This is a genomic window from Spirosoma aureum (assembly GCF_011604685.1).
In the GTDB taxonomy this organism is placed as follows: domain Bacteria; phylum Bacteroidota; class Bacteroidia; order Cytophagales; family Spirosomataceae; genus Spirosoma; species Spirosoma aureum.
In genome coordinates, this window is the sequence record NZ_CP050063.1 from 4,128,685 (window position 1) to 4,144,968 (window position 16,284).

Here is a 16,284-nt window from a genome sequence, read left to right on the forward strand (position 1 = left end):
CTAACCTTCATCGTCAGCAAATTGGCAAAAAAACGCAATCTTGCCAACAAGCGCTACTTTTTTGAGTTGTTGAAGTATGCAACCCGCAACCATGACCCCACCCCGAAATAAGGTAGACTCGTTTGAGTCGCCTGACTTCTACTGTCTTGACGATCTACTAATGGCCGAACACAAGCTTGTTCGTTCGGCTGTGCGCGACTTTGTGAAACGCGAGATTACGCCTATTGTGGAAGAACATGCGCAGCGGGCTGAGTTTCCGGTGCAGCTTGTTCAGAAGTTTGGCAAGATTGGCGCATTCGGTGCTACGATTCCAACGGAATTTGGAGGAGGTGGCTTAGACCAGATTTCGTATGGCCTGATGCTTCAGGAGATTGAACGGGGCGATTCTGGAATGCGCTCCTGCGTGTCGGTTCAGAATTCGCTGGTGATGTATCCTATCTATACATTTGGGTCGGAGGAACAAAAGCGGAAATACCTGCCAGGACTGGCCAAAGGCGAGCTACTCGGTTGTTTTGGCCTGACCGAGCCCAACCACGGATCTGATCCAGGGGGTATGGTATCGAACTTCATCGAGCGGAGCGATTATTATCTTCTCAATGGATCGAAGCTTTGGATAACCAATGCGCCGATTGCCGACATTGCTATTGTCTGGGCCAAAAATGATCAGGGTAAGGTCAGAGGGCTGATCGTAGAGCGAGGCATGGAAGGGTTTACGACGAATGAAATCACGAATAAATGGTCGCTTAGAGCAAGTAGCACGGGCGAGCTGGTGTTGCAGGATGTGCGCGTACCGAAAGAGAATATGCTGCCAGAAGCATTTGGCTTAAAAAGTGCCATAAAGTGTCTGGATCAGGCTCGATATGGGATTGCATGGGGTGCGTTGGGAGCTGCTATGGAGTGTTATGAAGTAGCCCGGCGTTATGCGCTTGAACGAATTCAGTTCAATAAGCCCATTGCCAGTTTCCAGTTAGTACAGAAGAAATTAGCCGAAATGTTAACGGCTATCACGCAGGCGCAATTGCTTTGCTGGCGTTTAGGCATGTTGAAAAACGAAGACAAAGCCACTACTGCTCAGATTTCGCTGGCCAAACGAAACAACATCGAAATAGCCTTACAGGTTGCTCGTGAAGCCCGCCAGATGCTGGGGGCAATGGGTATTTCGGGAGAGTATCCGGTTATGCGGCATTTGATGAATCTGGAATCAGTCAGTACTTATGAGGGTACACACGATATTCATTTGCTGATTCTGGGTGCCGAAATCACGGGCATTCCAGCCTTTAAATAACATAAATGACCAACGCCTGCCAATTAGCCAGGCGTTGGTTTTATTCAGGCTTCGGCTGGTGGAGCATAGGTGACCATATCTATACCGATACCATTTGGGTCAACGATGGCGAAGTGGCGATCACCCCAGGGTTCGTCGCGAAGATCAACGGCAATTGGAACGCCTAATGAACGGATTCTGGCATATTCTTCGACGACATTTTCCGTCTCGATCGTTAGATAAACGCCTTTCCCGTCGAACGCTGTCTGAAACAGCGAATGCTGGGTTGGATGATTGGGCAGCAGGAAACTGAGTTCGGTTTGCCGATTTGGGGTATGGAGAAGCACATAAAACTCATTCTCGAACGTGGTGCCGAAATTTAGAATGTCACAATAAAACTGCTTGGTTTCGAGAAGTTTGTCCGTGATTATTCCCGCATTCAATTTCATGGTATTTGTTGTTTAGTGGAGCAGAGGGCACTTAATTAAATTCATAGTCAAGCGTAACGGTCGAGTATTGTCCTTTTGGGGCAACGTATTCGCCTTGTCCGCGAATCCCGATCAGATCACCCGTGCCACTGCCTGGTATGATCGTAAGGCTTGCATGTGCCATTCCGTTTTCATACGTACCAATCCCCTGTACAACAAAGCTTCCCGACCGTTCACCAAGTTTGCCGATAATGCGTTCCAGACCAATAAACGAGCAGGAGTCGTCGCTGCGGTACATCATCAGGTATTCTTCCCAGCTTTCGCCTTCAATATCACCGACAAATGTATTCCTTACACGTGACTGTGTCAGTTTCGGAGCGCCATCGAGTTCATCGTACGCATCCTCTTTCCAGGATTTATAAATTCGTTGTGCGGTTGCTTTCATGGTTGAGTCGGTTTATCAGATGCTTATGCAATGCCAATCTGTACTTCCGTTACGTTGTTTTGAGGGTGTTTTAAATCCATATTCAGGTACATTTCACGAAAAATCCGGGTTGGTTGTTTTCCCTGTTCAAATACGGCTGGTATCAATCGGCTATAGGTATTGTGAAGGTTTTCCCAGGGGCCAAGGTGTAAATCGGTCAGGCAGGTAAACGGCTCCCAATCTTTGAAGGCAAAACCTTCTGGTTGTCCAACTGCTTCACTAACCGGTAAGGAAACCTCCAGACGGAATACCGTATCAGGGTTGCTATCGATCCCATAATAGACCCAGTAGATCGGCCCTGTAATGTCAATTCCGAGCCGGTTGGCTTCCCGGTAAATGCCTTGCGCTGTCACATTCCAGAATTGACCAAGGTCTTTCAGGGTAGTGTCAGCGGCATAATACAGGACAGTCATTGGGGGAGCTTGTTTGGTTTGCATGTGTGTTCGTGATGCTTGGGTTTAATAACATCACAAAGGAAACATGCGCCTGTGACAGCAGTATGTCAGCAGGATTTAAGTCCTCAGAAAAGGATATTGCCGTGCATGAAAATCCAGTAGCTGGCAGAATTTCCAAACGGAGAGCTGTGCCACGGTTAATAAAAAAGCTCCCCAAACCTTAGCACGGCTCTCCGTTTGGAAATTCTGACTTACATCAATACTGATTGTGCGGCATAATAGTCTCTAACTTCTTCGGAGAGTGTCTGCATCAGAGTCAGCAGGGAGTCAGGTTGTTCGATACTGACTGTGGTTGAATAGGAGAGGAGCCAGCGAGCAAGACCTTCCAGATAGGGTGTATTGAGCTCCATGCGAACACGGTCGCCCAGGTCTTCTTCTGAGGAAAAACCCCAGGCATATTTTTCCTGTTGCAGAAATCGGATAACCGATTTTTGGAAAACAACGCTAACGTTGATAAGTGGCCTGTCGGAACCCGTACGTTCCCGTTCAATATATTCCTGCAACGACAGTCGTTCATGGCGGGCGAAGCGCTGACCGGTATCGGTCAATGAACGGATACGATCAAGCCGGAAATCGCGGTAATCCTGGCGTTTTCGACAGAAAGCGATAAGATGCCATGTCAGGCTGTAATGATATAAGCCAACAGGTTCAACCTCACGTCGGGTTTCGGTGTCTTTGTAGAGTGAATGATAATGAAGGTCAAGAACATGGTGTCGAGCAATGGCTTGCTGAATGGTTGTCAGCAAACCATCGGCATAGGCTGGGCGCACCATGGGTTTCGATACATCCACATTCGGAGCCAGAACGTCCAGATGTTCCTGATCGGGACGTTTCAGGACGGATTTTATCTTGAACAAAGCAGACTCAAATTCTGTCCGCACCGATTCGTCGGTCCACTTCTCGATCAGCTTTGCTGCCAGAATCAGCGAACTGGCTTCGGCATTGGTGAACATGACAGGAGGCAAATGGTAATCGGTCAGAAAATAACCCACACCCGCTTCGGCCCCGATTGGAACACCTGCTTCTTCCAGCGATCGAATATCGCGGTATACGGTCCGCAAACTAATACCGAATCGGTCGGCTAATTCCTGTGCACGGACAACCCGTTTGGTTTGCAGATGAATCAGAATGGCAGTTAGACGGTCAAGGCGGTTCATGAAGCGAACAAACACAGATTCTGCCTAAAAAACAAAGCATACGGTTATAATCGCCTGGTTGATGCCCTAAAAACTGTTTGTTTGAACTGGTTGCCCTCTTTGGTGATTATCGCAAAATGTACCTGATCGATAAGCTTCGGAGAGGCACTGACCAGTTTGATCTCATGCCGGGTGCCGTCGTAGTCGATAACCCTTGTCCAGGTGTGACCTCCATTGGACGAAAACATCAGCAGTGAACGGGTGGAGCTGGTAATGCTATTGTGCAGAACGGCCCACAGTTCGGTTTGGCCGGTGTTAGTACGTCGGGTCAGCATGTTCATGACCGGACTTCTGCGGTATGGATCAGGCACGATCTGCTTCTGAAACCGTTCGCCGTCCGTGGTTGACACAATGAAATTAGTCCCGCCCAGATAGTCGGAACCGAGAAATACTGTACCATTAAGCTCGGCCATGGAGAGATAACCGCCCTGCTGATAGTGCGTCTGATTCAGCCGATGCCAGCCATCATCGTGGTGGTTATTGGATGGTTGATCGAGCTTGGTAAGGGTTCTGTTCAGCCAAACCTGCTTTTTGTTATCCCCGTCGGTCAGAAACAGACTATTGAGATATAAGCTGTATTTGACAAGATGGACGTGTTTGTTGACCCCATCACGAATCAGAAAATCACTGGTTTGCCAGGTTGCTCCCCGGTCGGTCGAATAATAGATATAGGCCAGGTTCTGCCAGGAATGACGGTGACGTACAACGCCATATTCGCCAATCAGCAAACGACCGTCGGGTAATTCGGTCATCCCATTATTTGTCAGAAAATAGCTGTCAGGGCTACTTAATGCCAGCACTTCTGTAAACGACTTGCCCTGATTGGCACTACGAAACAGTTTTCCATTGCTACAGACAAACACATAACCCGTATTCGACACAAACACGGACTGGATTGGATGGATGAACCGGTAGCGAAGCGTTGCCGATTGGCCACTGTCAGTACTGACATATAGCCCAGACTCATCGCTGAACAAACACCCCCATTGGAACATTCGGGATGTTTCAATAAGCAGTCTCCATCCCAATGACGCTCTGTTGACAGTAACGGATGGCGAAACCAGAAAAGATTCAGGGCAGTCGGTCGCTGAATCCAGCAGCAGTGGCGTATGATCGGTAAACCGGAGATACTGATTGGCCGGGAACAATCCCAGCTTATGTTTTAGCTCCCAGCGCAGGTAGGACGATAATTCCCGCCATTTATCGGAATGATAGACGCCAAGCCCTAACTGATAAAGTTGTGGTAGTGAATGAACGCCCGGTTTTTCAAAAAGTGAATGATGGTGTGAGGTAAGATCCATGCCTGGTAAAGTCGGTTGTTAAACAATTGGGCCGATTAACCAGTAGATAGATAAAGAACTGTTTTGTGAATAAATTAACCTGATATGGACCTTACCGACGCGCCTGTCCGCGACAACCGCCACCGTCACCGTTTTGAAATGAAAATTGATGGAAAGTTGTCTACTGTAGCTTACCAGAAAGTTGACGACGAAACCCTTGCGATCATTCACACCCAGGTTGACTCCAGTCTGGAAGGCAAAGGCGTTGGCTCCCACTTAGTTGAAGCCGTGTTAACCTACATAGAGCAGAATAACCTGAAAATTGTACCACTTTGCCCGTTCGTAACGGTTTACCTCAAACGGCATCCTGACTGGAATCGCGTCGTTTCGACGGCCTACAAACCAAGCGATTTTTAAGATAAAACCACCAGATTTTCGCCCATAGCCATGCTGCTGTCGTCACTGAAACAGCACGGCTATGTCGTCGTTTTAGGCAACAATTCAATAAAGGCCAATCACTTCTGGTTGTAATGGGGTGGATGGATGGGGGAAATGCGTGCTTTTTTGGTTACGGCTTTCCAGACATCCGTAAAAAAGGCGGGGAACACGGTTACGCCAATGCTGTAATACGTACCGTTGAAATTCTGATTAATGTCGCTCCGGAAGAGTGAATACCGATAACCTATCTGTCCACTAAGCCCTACCCAACGGGTTGCTTTCCATTGCGCATACGTACCTATCTGAATGGGTACAAAAAAGTCCCGTTTGGTCCGGTCAATCTGCGTTTCCTTCCGTAGATCCAGCGGAAGCGCATAGGCCACACCACCACCAATTTCGACGGGGACGCTCACGGTCCACTTTCGATTGTTGGTCATGTTCCACCAGTATTGAAGATTCACAAACCACATGTCGGTCTGGGTGTAATAACCAAGATTGATACGCCGGGCTGCATCACGTCGCCAGTCAATCAGACGGAGGTAAGTGGCATAACTAAGCCAGTAATAGCCTAACGTAATTTGATGCCGTTTGACACCATAAGTAATCCCGGCATTAATACCCCATACGTTGACCGGTTGGCGCTTTAAAAACGAATTTCGGAAATCGAGATTAAAGGCTGCCTTGAGTTTTGGGCGTACACGAGTTGTTGAATCGATCGATGGGATCGAATCCGGCAATGGTTTTAGCAGAAAACAGGCAAGCAGCAATGTGGTCAACATAACGCTGATCTAACCTGAAAAAAGGCATTCTGGTTAGAATAATGATTTTACGTTCAGAAGGTAAGCAATCGCCTAGGCAGTTTCTTTATCCAGTTGATAGGATCGTTGCTGCTCGGCACGCAATTGTTTCGTGGTTTTTCGAGAGCCATCGTGACTCCAGCCCGGAGGGCCAAATAGATAACCGAGCGCATTTCTGATAGAGCCTGCTTTTCTCAGATCACGGCCGATATCAACCCATTCATGAAAGGCAATCCGGACGGGGTTATGCGAATCAATATTTTTCGTGAGGCCATAGGTCGGCCGATTACGCTCCTGCTCGAAGGTGCCGAATAGGCGGTCCCAGATCACCAGAACGCCCGCATGGTTTTTATCCAGATAATTCAGATCGGAACCATGATGCACCCGGTGGTGCGAAGGCGTATTGAAAATATATTCGATTGGAGCCGGGAACCGATTAATGTGTTCGGTATGAATCCAGAACTGATACAACAGGCTGATTGACTGCATGGTCATGACGGCAACGGGCGAAAAACCAACCAGGGGCAACCAGATCCAGAAAATAAACGCACCGCTGATATTGCCCGTCCAGGTTTGGCGCAATGCTGTACCCAGATTGTATTTCAGGGATGAATGATGGACCACATGCGATGCCCAGAAATACCGGCTGCTATGGCTGATTCGGTGGAACCAGTAATAGCTGAAATCATCGGCGAAAAATAGAATTACCCACGCCCACCACTGGGTCATGTCAAGGGTGAATAGCCGAAATTGATAGACCAGCGACAACGCCCCGAATACAATTGCTTTTCCGACAAAGCCAATTACAACATTGCCAATACCCATAGTCAGACTACTGGCCGTGTCTTTGGCATTGTAATAATCCTTCTGCTGAACAGCCGTTACAATCACTTCGACAAGCAAAAGAAGCACAAAGCCCGGAATTGCATATTGGATCAGGTCTTTCATGTTTTTTCTGATTTTAATGCAAATTAATGAATAGCCAATCGGTTATCAACTAATCGATGCCTGTCGTAAATACAGAAGCACAAAGAACACAGAGATAACTCTTCGTGCGCTTTGTGCTTCTGTATTTACGTTAATTATCCTTATCGGTTCATCGAAATCAGGAACTCCTCATTATTCCGGGTTCCCCGCATGCGATCAAGCAGGAAGTCCATCGTTTCCATTGGATTCATATCGGCCATGTGTTTCCGTAAAATCCAGACACGTTGCAGCGTTTCTTTATCTAACAGAAGGTCCTCCCGACGTGTACCGGAAGCCAGCACATCAACAGCGGGATAAACCCGTTTGTTGGCCAGTTTGCGGTCAAGCTGGAGTTCCATATTGCCGGTTCCTTTGAATTCTTCGAAAATTACCTCGTCCATTTTCGAGCCAGTATCGATAAGGGCAGTAGCGATGATTGTCAGTGACCCGCCATTTTCCACGTTCCGCGCAGCTCCAAAGAACCGCTTCGGACGGTGAAGTGCGTTGGCATCGACACCACCTGAAAGAATTTTACCTGACGAAGGAACAACCGTATTATAAGCCCGTGCCAGACGAGTTATCGAATCAAGCAGAATCACCACATCATGACCACATTCGACCATGCGCTTGGCTTTTTCAAGTACCATACTCGATACTTTTACATGCCGGTCGGCCTGTTCATCAAACGTTGATGAAATCACCTCGGCATTTACACTGCGGGCCATGTCGGTCACTTCCTCAGGACGTTCATCGATCAACAATACAATCAGATAGACCTCTGGGTGGTTCTTGGTAATGGCATTGGCAATTTCTTTGAGCAACACCGTTTTACCCGTTTTAGGCTGAGCGACAATCATACCACGCTGGCCTTTGCCGATCGGAGCAAACAAGTCCAGAACGCGTGAAGAATAATTCTCCGGGCGATTGCTGAGGTGAAGCTGCTCTTCGGGGAAGAGCGGTGTCAGATACTCGAAGGGTATCCGGTCACGGATTTCCTCGGTTGTTTTGCCGTTTACGGTCGAAACGCGAAGCAAGGCAAAATATTTTTCTCCCTCTTTAGGTGGGCGGATGGCACCACGTACGGTGTCGCCAGTTTTCAGCCCGAATAATTTGATCTGGGAAGGAGACACATAAATATCATCAGGACTGGCCAGGTAGTTGTAATCGGCTGAACGAAGAAAACCGTAGCCGCCATCCTGCATGATTTCAAGAACACCTTCATTATCGATGATACCATCAAATTCGCGGATGTGCTGATTATACTGTCGGCGAATGCGGTTCTGGTATTCCTGAGCTTCCCGCGCTGCCTGCGTAACTGGAGGTTGTGGCTGCGTTTGTGGCTGGCCAGGCTGTTGGGTTTCAACCGGAGTCTCTGCGGGCTGTTCGCCTGTTTCGTCGACAGATGGCGTTGGCTCACCAATGGATTGAGCAGCGGTGTTGGCTGCATTGTCATCCGAAATAACTGTTGGGGTCAGAAATTCATCCTCGGGCTGGCTGCTGAAATTCAGAGCTGTTTCATCGGCTACTGCCCGTTGGGTGCGCGGCCGCTGATCCCGGAAATTACGATCTGAATTTCCTCCATCCCGCTGATTAAAATCACGACGGTTTGAGTTGTTATCGCGCGGACCACGGTCGGGCGTATTGCCATCCCGGTTTTGATCCATACGGGGTCGTCCGCTCGTGTCACGTTGCGTTGGCTGCGATCCATCAGGACGGGGATTACGTGGCCGATTAAGGTCGGGCCGGGCGTTTACACCATTCCCACGATCATTTCGCTGACCGGATTCCGTTGGCCGGAACGAGGTATTATAGCGATCGCGTCCGTTTTCATTCCGGTTGCGAACCGTAGGCTGAGCTGGCGTTTCTGTCCGCTCATTTGGCTCAGCTGGTGTTTTGGGCTCAGTCGGTTCCGAAATTTCCTGAGCTTGCGGTAAAGGCTGAGTATCAGTCGGAAATGTACCTGGAGCTGTTTCGATTACTGCCGTTTCAACAACTTCTTTAAGGCCATCTTCCGGTGTTGGCGCTGGAATGTCGGCGGCATCAGCATCGCGTCGAACACGCTGACGGGTACGTGTACTGGGGCTTTCAGCTGCGGGGGGGGCAACTACAGGAACTATTGGCTGGCTTGGTTGAGCAGCCTCAACAGGGGTAGCCGCAGGTTTTGTCCGTCTACCGCGTCGAGGGGCTTCATCAACCGGGGCAACTTCCTCAACGCCTTCTGGTCCAGGGCGTTCAGACTGTTGTTTTATAATTTCGTATACGAGTTTTTCTTTGGTGAATTTAGCAATATTACGGATGCCGAATTGCTCGGCAATGGGCTGAAGCTCTGAAACAAGCTTCTTATCTAATTCTTCTTTCTTAAACATAAGGTGCAGGTTATCTATAAACCTTTAAATGACCGTTTTTGCGGGAATAGTGAAAAATGGGGTTGATCGTATGCAGGAGGGAAGTTTTTTGTGCGGCTGTTAGCGACTAATACGATGACCAGTTCGGTCTTCGATGCCAAACTAAACTAACCTGGGAAGTTCAGAATACGTACGCAATGAAAATGGGTCAAATAGTAAACAGGACGTAGTTTGCTTGATCCAAACACGAGAGTCTGGTGGGGCCAGACACGGTGGCTAACAAAACGGTTGGAAAATCGGAAATCCGTCGCAGCTATGAGTTGCTACTAGGGAAGAATATTACCTGCCAGCAGGCTTGATACAGACAAAGGTAACGTATTAATCCGGTTTTGTCAAGATAACGCTGTTAATATTAATAATGTTTCCTAAAGTTAACAGGATATTTAAATATTGGTTGGTTCGAGGCAAGACCCGCCCGAAAAAATAGATCGTCAGGTGTCCCTTTGGAGGCAAAATTATCAGATTTACTTAAATTTCCTTAAAACAATAAAATTTGACAATGTTTGCACCCAAAACTGTCGTTACCTTTCGGGTGCGGTAGTTGTGCGAAAGGTCTGCAACTAAAATGTGCTGATGAATCTGGTAATCGATTGGGGAAATTCAAGTCTGAAAACGGGTTGGTTTGATGGTACCCTTCTGGCCGATACAGGTCGATATGAGTCGAGCGAAAGCTTCCTGACGGATTTACGTAAACGCCAGCCTGAATTTCCTCACCCTGAGCAAGTGTTGGTATCATCGACGAGCCGGTCGGCCGATGAGATCCGTTCGCTGTTAACAGGATTGAGCAGTTCGATCGGGGTATTGGATGGACAAACGCCTGTACCCTTACAAAAGGATTATGATACGCCACATACGCTTGGGACAGATCGTGTAGCGGCCGCAGTGGGAGCTATTGCCTTGTTTCCGGGGCAGGCATGTCTGGTGTTTGATCTCGGTACCTGCCTGACCGCTGACTTGGTTGACCATACGGCCGTTTTCCGGGGAGGACTTATATCGCCGGGATTACGAATGCGATTTCGGGCCATGCATGAGCAAACGGCCCGGTTACCCTTGGTTGATGTGCCCGAAAAATGGCCCGACTTAACCGCTAAGAATACCAGACATGCCATGCAGAGTGGAGTAGTCAACGGTATGGCTTTCGAAATGAACGGTATCATTGATGCTTATCGACACGATTGGCCGGATCTGGCCGTACTCGTTTGCGGTGGCGATGCTCCTGTTTTTGAAAGTCGTCTGAAACAGCCGATATTTGCAGTGCCGGAATTGGTGCTGGTGGGATTGAATCGAATTTTACGCTATAATGTTGAGAATTTACACGCGGATAAGCCGGGTACTATTTACTAGTTTGCTGGCTACTGCCGCGACGTCGCCGATCGTGCTGGCACAAGGATTAGGTAGTTCGCCCTATTCAGCACTGGGCATTGGAGAACTCTACCCAACTGGTAACGCTACCAATATTGGTATGGGTGGTATTGGCATCAGTAACGCCAGTCCTTTTTATTTAAATCTACAAAATCCAGCTCTGCTTGGAAGCCGCCCTCCGTATACTGTTTTTGAAGTAGGCCTGGTTGGTCAGTCAAAGACGCTTAGCCAGAGTATCGGTAATGAAACACAGGTTCAACGGGATTTTGGAGGCAATCTGGGGTATCTGGCCCTGGCGTTTCCGGCAAATTCGCGCTGGAGTATGTCGCTTAATCTGAGGCCATATACATTCGTAAATTATAACATCACCCAGGCCAATATTGTCCAGTTAGGCCAATCGGTGGCTGAATACAACTATAGTGGTCGTGGTGGTTTGAATAAAGCATCCTTTGCAACGGGTTATCGGCTGTTGAAGAATGTTTTTGTAGGCGCAGAAGCCTCTTTTATCTTCGGAAATATCACGAATTCGTCGGACTCACGGGTGATCATCAACCAGTTGGGTGTTGGAACGCAGGACACGCGGGTCAACCGGTTGAGCCGTGCTAACTACAGCGATATCGTGTGGAAATTAGGCGCTGCCTGGCGACCAAAAATAAATGACACCTGGACACTTAATCTGGGTGCAACCTATGACCCCAGCACGCGGGTTAAGGGAAGTGAAACGGAAATTTACCAGCAAACTACACTCGCTGGTCTGAACCTGGGTCCAGCGGATACCCTCCAGAATAATTCTACCGGTCGTACAACGCTACCGCAACAAATGAATTTTGGCGTAAGCATCGAACGGGCTAACCGCTTGCTGGTAGGGGTTGATGTTGGTTTTCAGCAATGGGGGAAATACCGAACAATAAACGATCAGCTGGGTGACCTGGTTGATGGGATGACCGTTGCGACCGGGCTGGAGTATACGCCGAAACCGACCTCCAATAAATACGCAGATCTGATTACTTATCGGGCTGGTTTTCAGTATAATAAGCTTCCATACCAAGTGAAAGGAACTCAGATTAACGATATCAATGGTAGTTTAGGCTTGTCGCTTCCTGTTGGTGCTTATTATGTCAACCACGTAACCCTGTCACTGGTAGTTGGTCAGCGCGGTGTCTTGTCGACGTCTCAGATTCGGGAGCAGTATGTGCGCATTGCGCTTGGATTCTCATTAACCGACCGCTGGTTCCGTAAGCCAGTTATTGACTAAAGTTAATGTAGAATGAATAATGCTGAAGGTAGAATAAAGAGTGAGGAAGGAAGTCGAATACATCAGGGCTGTAGGCAACTGTGCACTGCTTTATATTCATCAGTCATCATTCTTTATTCCTCGTTTCTATTGTTGGCTTGTGGTGAACCAAAACAGGCTAAAAAAGTAGAGCCCTATAATGGGCCGATCGAGGAGATCAATGATGTTCGGTTGCTGTATAGCGAAGCAGCTATGCTGAAAGTGAAACTTACAACGGCGAAACAGTACCGTTACGTTAATGATAATCGTACGTATCCCAAACCAGTAAACATTGTTTTCTACGGACCAAAGGGAGAAGAGGTAACTACCTTACAATCAGACTCCGGTCGATATGATAAGGCCAAAGACCTCTATACGGTAATGGGGCATGTTGTCGTTGTTAACAAACAGAAGCAGGAGAAACTCCTCACCCCCGAATTAAACTGGAATCCTATAACCAAAAAAGTATATACGGATAAGCGTGTTGAAATTATCAGCCAGCTTTCCGGCGAAAAGTTATATGGTTTGGGTTTAGATGCCAATCAGGACTTTTCGCAATACTCGATCCGAAAACCGACTGGTGTCTTTAATGTTGAAGGTGGTCCAGGCCTTTAATCAACCTGTTAGCGCGCAAGCTTATGTTCGACGTTTTTCAAGAATACATAAGCCGCCAGACAACCCTTACTGACCAGGAGTTTAACCTGATTCAATCGGTAAGTACGCTCAAAAAACTGCGCAAAAAACAATTTCTTCTACAGGAAGGCGATACATGGCAAAACAATGCGTTTGTATGCAAAGGCTGTGTACGAACGTATCGGATTGATAGGAAGGGCCAGGAGCATATCCTGAATTTTGCCATTGAAGGTTGGTGGACTGGCGATCGCGAAGCGCTACTTACCGGTAATCCGGCTAAATCAACAATCGATGCGCTAGAAGATTCCGTTATTCTCCTCATCAGGAAGGAGAATTTTGAGATGCTTTGCCATAAAATTCCTGCCTTTAATGAGCTAGTGAACACGATTCTGGAGAGAAGCTTTGTCGCTTCTCAAAATCGAATCCATGCCGATATCAGCTTCACGGCCGAAGAAAAATACGTTAACTTTATCAAGACGTATCCGACCATTTATAATCGTGTTCCCCAGCACATGATCGCTTCATTTCTTGGCCTCACGCCCGAAATGCTGAGCCGGGTCAGGAGTAAAGCCGCCCGAAAATAATTATAAATTATTCATTATTAATCAATTGATATAGAAGACTTGATATTTGTCAAGCCATTATTATAAAAAAGTCAATGAAACAGGCTGGGGTTTCAGTGCACCTTTGTGTCAGAAATTTTAACACAAAGAGTAATGAAAAAGACAATCTTAATAACAGGCACAAGTACTGGTTTTGGTAAATTGACAGCAATTACGCTATCAAAAGCCGGGCATACCGTAATCGCTGCCATGCGTGGCACAACCGGTAAAAATGAAGCGGTTGCTAAAGAGTTATCGACTCTACCCAATATAGATGTTATTGAGCTGGACGTAACCAGCGACGATTCCGTAAATCAGGCTATTCAACAAACTCTGGCCAAATATGGCCACATTGATGTATTGGTCAACAATGCGGGCGTGAGCGGTTTTGGCATTACCGAAGGGTATTCGATCGATCAGGTCAAAAGTATGTTTGACGTAAACTTTTATGGTGTTTTACGTACATACAAAGCGGTTTTACCTGCAATGCGTGCCGCAAAAAACGGACTGATTATCAACCTGACAACAGGAGCCAGTGGATTTGCACTTCCGTTTATGGTACCGTATATGGCTTCTAAGTTTGCGGTTGAAACGATTGCCGAAGGTATACAGTCAGAGCTAAAACCGTATGGCATTGAAAACGTAACGATACCAAGTGGTGTGTATCCAACCGAGATGGTAAATGGCACCAAAGCCGGGTTGAATGCCGATTTAGGGGACATTGTGGCAACGTATGGTGAAAATGCCACTGAGCCATTCAATCAGATGGGGAGTGCATTATTCGGCAAAATGGCAGAGTATAAAATGAATCCGCAAACCATTGCCGACGGCATACTAGCACTGGTAGAGATGGAAAAAGGGACTCGACCGCTGCGTTTTCCGCTGGATGCCGTTGCGCAGGGAACCGACAGGGAGTTTATCCAGGCAAGAGCCGATATTAAAGCCAAATGGGCTAAAAACTATGGTTTCAAGCTGTAAGTGATGAGCAATTGTCAATACAGGGCAACGCCTGATACGACGATGTTTTTTTAGATAGCCAGTAAACATAGCGTCAAACTTCCCTGATTCTAAATCAGTTAGTTTGGCGCTATGTTATTGAGCACTGGACGGTCTTTGCACTGTTCCAGAATTGGCGATATCTGTTTAACGTCAAACAGTTTCTTTTCGCCACCCCATTCACTATAAATGTACGTTATCAGTTCGGCCACTTCCAGGTCACTGAGTTGAGGTTGTGGGGGCATGGGCCGGTTATAGGCCTTCCCGTTGACCACAATAGGGCCCTGCTGGCCGTACCGAATCAAACAATATACATCCCTTTTATTAATCAAATAATCGGACCCGGCAAGGGGTGGGTAAAGCGATGCTACACCTTCGCCCTTGTTTTGGTGGCAGTTTGCACAGTTATTCTTATAAATCAGAATGCCTTCGGTAATGTATCGCTCCCGTTTAATCTCTTCATCACTCTGGCAGGACAGACTGCCGACAAGTAAGAAGGCTAAAACGGAAAGACCAAGAAATCGCTTCATTGCTTATACTCGGCCAGGAGCCGATCCATATCATTCATTAACTTATCAACACCTGCTTCGGTCGTTCCATCATAGATACCCCGAATGTGCCTGTCCTTATCGACCAGAATAAAAGCGCCACTATGTACGACACCGCCCGGTGCCGATGAATCCTGCTGGGCTGTGACCATATAACTCGTCTGGCCGATATCGTAAATTTTTTCCTTATCACCCGTAACAAAGAGCCACTGGCGACCCGATACACCGAGGTTATCAGCAAACTCCTTCAAAACAGGTACGGAATCATGAGCGGGATCGATGGTGTGCGATAAAAGAGCTACATCTGGATTTGTCTTGAATCGCTCGTAAACCCGCTTCAACTGAACCTTCATTTTAGGGCAGATCGTAGGGCAGGATGTAAAGAAAAAATCAGCCACGTAGATCTTGCCGGCTAAATTTTTGGCCGTAACCGTATCGCCGTATTGACTGACAAATTTGAAATCGGGAATTGTGTGATAGACGGAATCAGTTACCGATTTACCATCGACTGTTTTCGTTACAGCTTCCCGCTGGCCCAGAATGGGAAGTTTATCATCGCCTGAATTACAACCAGCGCCAACCAGAAGGAGGCATAACAGCACCAACCCGTTTTTAGGGTTTCTGTAAAAACTGGCTCGCTTCTTTAAGGCTATTGTTGATTTTAGATTTAACATCGGTTATTTGATCTTTTTGCTGTTCCAGATAGCGAAGTGCATCTTCTGAAGGCAATTTGGCAAGTGTATCGTTGTTGTATTGGCTCATCCAGTTCATCATTAGACTATCAGCCAGCGTCAGTTTCTGGACGATTTGCCGGGCCTGATCGCGCTCCTCGTCGATGCGTAGCGAAGTTGAGGGAGAGCCTGCCGCCTGTGTACTGTCAAGTGCGGCAATGCGTGCCTTAAGCTGTTTACGCGATTTCATTACATCGTCGATCAATGGCATCACTTCGTCATGAATGGCAAAGACGCCATTTTCGGCTTCTTTGACGGCTTCTTCGCCAGATTTGCCACATGCCCAGAACAATCCGCTCAGAACCAGTATTCCGGAAATCGTAAGAATAGGTTTACTCATAAAGCAATAGGTGGAAGGTAAATTGGGATGAGATAAACGATAAAGTGTAGTTCAGTTTAAATAACCTGACACCTTGTCGTTTACCT

General features: G+C 47.4%; 18 protein-coding genes. 7 read left to right on the forward strand and 11 right to left on the reverse strand.

Translation table 11 applies throughout. The annotated features are described in order from the left end of the window. Positions 1-76 precede the first annotated feature (76 nt). Entirely contained in the window at positions 77-1,285 is a 1,209-nt protein-coding gene (locus tag G8759_RS16275; RefSeq protein WP_167209730.1) for an acyl-CoA dehydrogenase family protein, read from the forward strand. Between the two features lie 44 nt (positions 1,286-1,329). Here the strand turns inward: G8759_RS16275 and G8759_RS16280 are convergent, their stop codons facing one another. The 5 genes from G8759_RS16280 to G8759_RS16300 form a co-directional block, all read right to left on the reverse strand. Then, the gene (locus G8759_RS16280) at positions 1,330-1,713 is read right to left on the reverse strand and encodes a VOC family protein (protein ID WP_167209732.1); all 384 of its coding nucleotides are present in this window, start codon (positions 1,711-1,713) and stop codon (positions 1,330-1,332) included. Positions 1,714-1,744: 31 nt separating this feature from the next. Then, positions 1,745-2,137, reverse strand: a complete 393-nt coding sequence (locus tag G8759_RS16285) for a DUF3224 domain-containing protein (protein WP_167209734.1) — start codon at positions 2,135-2,137, stop codon at positions 1,745-1,747. Positions 2,138-2,160: 23 nt separating this feature from the next. After that, complete coding sequence (locus tag G8759_RS16290) at positions 2,161-2,613, reverse strand: GyrI-like domain-containing protein (protein WP_167209736.1); 453 nt, start codon at positions 2,611-2,613, stop codon at positions 2,161-2,163. A 209-nt stretch (positions 2,614-2,822) separates the two neighbouring features. Further along, positions 2,823-3,788, reverse strand: coding sequence for a helix-turn-helix transcriptional regulator (locus G8759_RS16295; protein WP_167209738.1), 966 nt, complete (start codon positions 3,786-3,788; stop codon positions 2,823-2,825). Between the two features lie 44 nt (positions 3,789-3,832). Beyond that, positions 3,833-5,128, reverse strand: coding sequence for a WD40/YVTN/BNR-like repeat-containing protein (locus G8759_RS16300; protein ID WP_167209739.1), 1,296 nt, complete (start codon positions 5,126-5,128; stop codon positions 3,833-3,835). 84 nt (positions 5,129-5,212) lie between these two features. Here G8759_RS16300 and G8759_RS16305 point away from each other — a divergent pair, with 84 nt between their 5' ends. Beyond that, on the forward strand, positions 5,213-5,524 hold the full coding sequence (locus G8759_RS16305) for a GNAT family N-acetyltransferase (RefSeq protein ID WP_167209741.1): 312 nt from the start codon (positions 5,213-5,215) through the stop codon (positions 5,522-5,524). Positions 5,525-5,622: 98 nt separating this feature from the next. On the opposite strand, the gene G8759_RS16310 is transcribed toward G8759_RS16305, so the two are convergent. The 3 genes from G8759_RS16310 to rho form a co-directional block, all read right to left on the reverse strand. After that, entirely contained in the window at positions 5,623-6,324 is a 702-nt protein-coding gene (locus tag G8759_RS16310; RefSeq protein ID WP_167209743.1) for a hypothetical protein, read from the reverse strand. 72 nt (positions 6,325-6,396) lie between these two features. Beyond that, positions 6,397-7,290: a sterol desaturase family protein gene (locus G8759_RS16315; RefSeq protein WP_167209745.1), complete on the reverse strand. Its 894-nt coding sequence runs from the start codon at positions 7,288-7,290 to the stop codon at positions 6,397-6,399. Between the two features lie 140 nt (positions 7,291-7,430). Then, entirely contained in the window at positions 7,431-9,674 is a 2,244-nt protein-coding gene (gene rho, locus G8759_RS16320) for a transcription termination factor Rho (RefSeq protein WP_167209747.1), read from the reverse strand. 612 nt (positions 9,675-10,286) lie between these two features. Between rho and G8759_RS16325 the strand changes: the two genes are divergently transcribed. The 5 genes from G8759_RS16325 (at position 10,287) to G8759_RS16345 (ending at position 14,561) form a co-directional block, all read left to right on the forward strand. Then, entirely contained in the window at positions 10,287-11,057 is a 771-nt protein-coding gene (locus G8759_RS16325; RefSeq protein ID WP_167209749.1) for a type III pantothenate kinase, read from the forward strand. Then, positions 11,014-12,330: a hypothetical protein gene (locus tag G8759_RS16330; RefSeq protein WP_232074275.1), complete on the forward strand. Its 1,317-nt coding sequence runs from the start codon at positions 11,014-11,016 to the stop codon at positions 12,328-12,330. Before G8759_RS16325 ends, G8759_RS16330 begins: the two co-directional genes overlap by 44 nt. Positions 12,331-12,342: 12 nt before the next feature. Next, positions 12,343-12,963, forward strand: coding sequence for an LPS export ABC transporter periplasmic protein LptC (lptC, locus tag G8759_RS16335; protein ID WP_167209751.1), 621 nt, complete (start codon positions 12,343-12,345; stop codon positions 12,961-12,963). Between the two features lie 23 nt (positions 12,964-12,986). Beyond that, a complete protein-coding gene (locus G8759_RS16340) occupies positions 12,987-13,565 on the forward strand; it encodes a Crp/Fnr family transcriptional regulator (protein ID WP_167209753.1) in 579 nt (192 codons plus the stop codon). Between the two features lie 132 nt (positions 13,566-13,697). Continuing rightward, complete coding sequence (locus G8759_RS16345) at positions 13,698-14,561, forward strand: SDR family oxidoreductase (RefSeq protein WP_167209755.1); 864 nt, start codon at positions 13,698-13,700, stop codon at positions 14,559-14,561. Positions 14,562-14,659: 98 nt separating this feature from the next. Here G8759_RS16345 and G8759_RS16350 read toward each other — a convergent pair whose 3' ends face one another. From G8759_RS16350 to G8759_RS16360, 3 genes are read right to left on the reverse strand one after another with little or no spacing between them, the layout of a single operon-like run. After that, positions 14,660-15,109 (reverse strand): c-type cytochrome, encoded by a 450-nt coding sequence (locus G8759_RS16350; protein WP_167209757.1) that lies wholly within the window; start codon positions 15,107-15,109, stop codon positions 14,660-14,662. Then, positions 15,106-15,801 carry an SCO family protein gene (locus G8759_RS16355; RefSeq protein ID WP_167209759.1) on the reverse strand — a complete coding sequence of 232 codons (696 nt, stop codon included), beginning with the start codon at positions 15,799-15,801 and terminating at the stop codon, positions 15,106-15,108. The genes G8759_RS16350 and G8759_RS16355 overlap by 4 nt, the downstream gene beginning before the upstream one ends. After that, entirely contained in the window at positions 15,740-16,198 is a 459-nt protein-coding gene (locus G8759_RS16360) for a viral A-type inclusion protein (protein WP_167209761.1), read from the reverse strand. The genes G8759_RS16355 and G8759_RS16360 overlap by 62 nt, the downstream gene beginning before the upstream one ends. Positions 16,199-16,284 lie beyond the last annotated feature (86 nt).

What these genes read in the sequence shown, in the direction of transcription:
- G8759_RS16275 (WP_167209730.1), top strand. Translation starts at nt 77, where the DNA reads ATGCAACCCGCAACCATGACCCCACCCCGAAATAAGGTAGACTCGTTT.
- G8759_RS16280 (WP_167209732.1), bottom strand. Translation starts at nt 1,713, where the DNA reads ATGAAATTGAATGCGGGAATAATCACGGACAAACTTCTCGAAACCAAG.
- G8759_RS16285 (WP_167209734.1), bottom strand. Translation starts at nt 2,137, where the DNA reads ATGAAAGCAACCGCACAACGAATTTATAAATCCTGGAAAGAGGATGCG.
- G8759_RS16290 (WP_167209736.1), bottom strand. Translation starts at nt 2,613, where the DNA reads ATGCAAACCAAACAAGCTCCCCCAATGACTGTCCTGTATTATGCCGCT.
- G8759_RS16295 (WP_167209738.1), bottom strand. Translation starts at nt 3,788, where the DNA reads ATGAACCGCCTTGACCGTCTAACTGCCATTCTGATTCATCTGCAAACC.
- G8759_RS16300 (WP_167209739.1), bottom strand. Translation starts at nt 5,128, where the DNA reads ATGGATCTTACCTCACACCATCATTCACTTTTTGAAAAACCGGGCGTT.
- G8759_RS16305 (WP_167209741.1), top strand. Translation starts at nt 5,213, where the DNA reads ATGGACCTTACCGACGCGCCTGTCCGCGACAACCGCCACCGTCACCGT.
- G8759_RS16310 (WP_167209743.1), bottom strand. Translation starts at nt 6,324, where the DNA reads ATGTTGACCACATTGCTGCTTGCCTGTTTTCTGCTAAAACCATTGCCG.
- G8759_RS16315 (WP_167209745.1), bottom strand. Translation starts at nt 7,290, where the DNA reads ATGAAAGACCTGATCCAATATGCAATTCCGGGCTTTGTGCTTCTTTTG.
- rho (WP_167209747.1), bottom strand. Translation starts at nt 9,674, where the DNA reads ATGTTTAAGAAAGAAGAATTAGATAAGAAGCTTGTTTCAGAGCTTCAG.
- G8759_RS16325 (WP_167209749.1), top strand. Translation starts at nt 10,287, where the DNA reads ATGAATCTGGTAATCGATTGGGGAAATTCAAGTCTGAAAACGGGTTGG.
- G8759_RS16330 (WP_232074275.1), top strand. Translation starts at nt 11,014, where the DNA reads ATGTTGAGAATTTACACGCGGATAAGCCGGGTACTATTTACTAGTTTG.
- lptC (WP_167209751.1), top strand. Translation starts at nt 12,343, where the DNA reads ATGAATAATGCTGAAGGTAGAATAAAGAGTGAGGAAGGAAGTCGAATA.
- G8759_RS16340 (WP_167209753.1), top strand. Translation starts at nt 12,987, where the DNA reads ATGTTCGACGTTTTTCAAGAATACATAAGCCGCCAGACAACCCTTACT.
- G8759_RS16345 (WP_167209755.1), top strand. Translation starts at nt 13,698, where the DNA reads ATGAAAAAGACAATCTTAATAACAGGCACAAGTACTGGTTTTGGTAAA.
- G8759_RS16350 (WP_167209757.1), bottom strand. Translation starts at nt 15,109, where the DNA reads ATGAAGCGATTTCTTGGTCTTTCCGTTTTAGCCTTCTTACTTGTCGGC.
- G8759_RS16355 (WP_167209759.1), bottom strand. Translation starts at nt 15,801, where the DNA reads ATGTTAAATCTAAAATCAACAATAGCCTTAAAGAAGCGAGCCAGTTTT.
- G8759_RS16360 (WP_167209761.1), bottom strand. Translation starts at nt 16,198, where the DNA reads ATGAGTAAACCTATTCTTACGATTTCCGGAATACTGGTTCTGAGCGGA.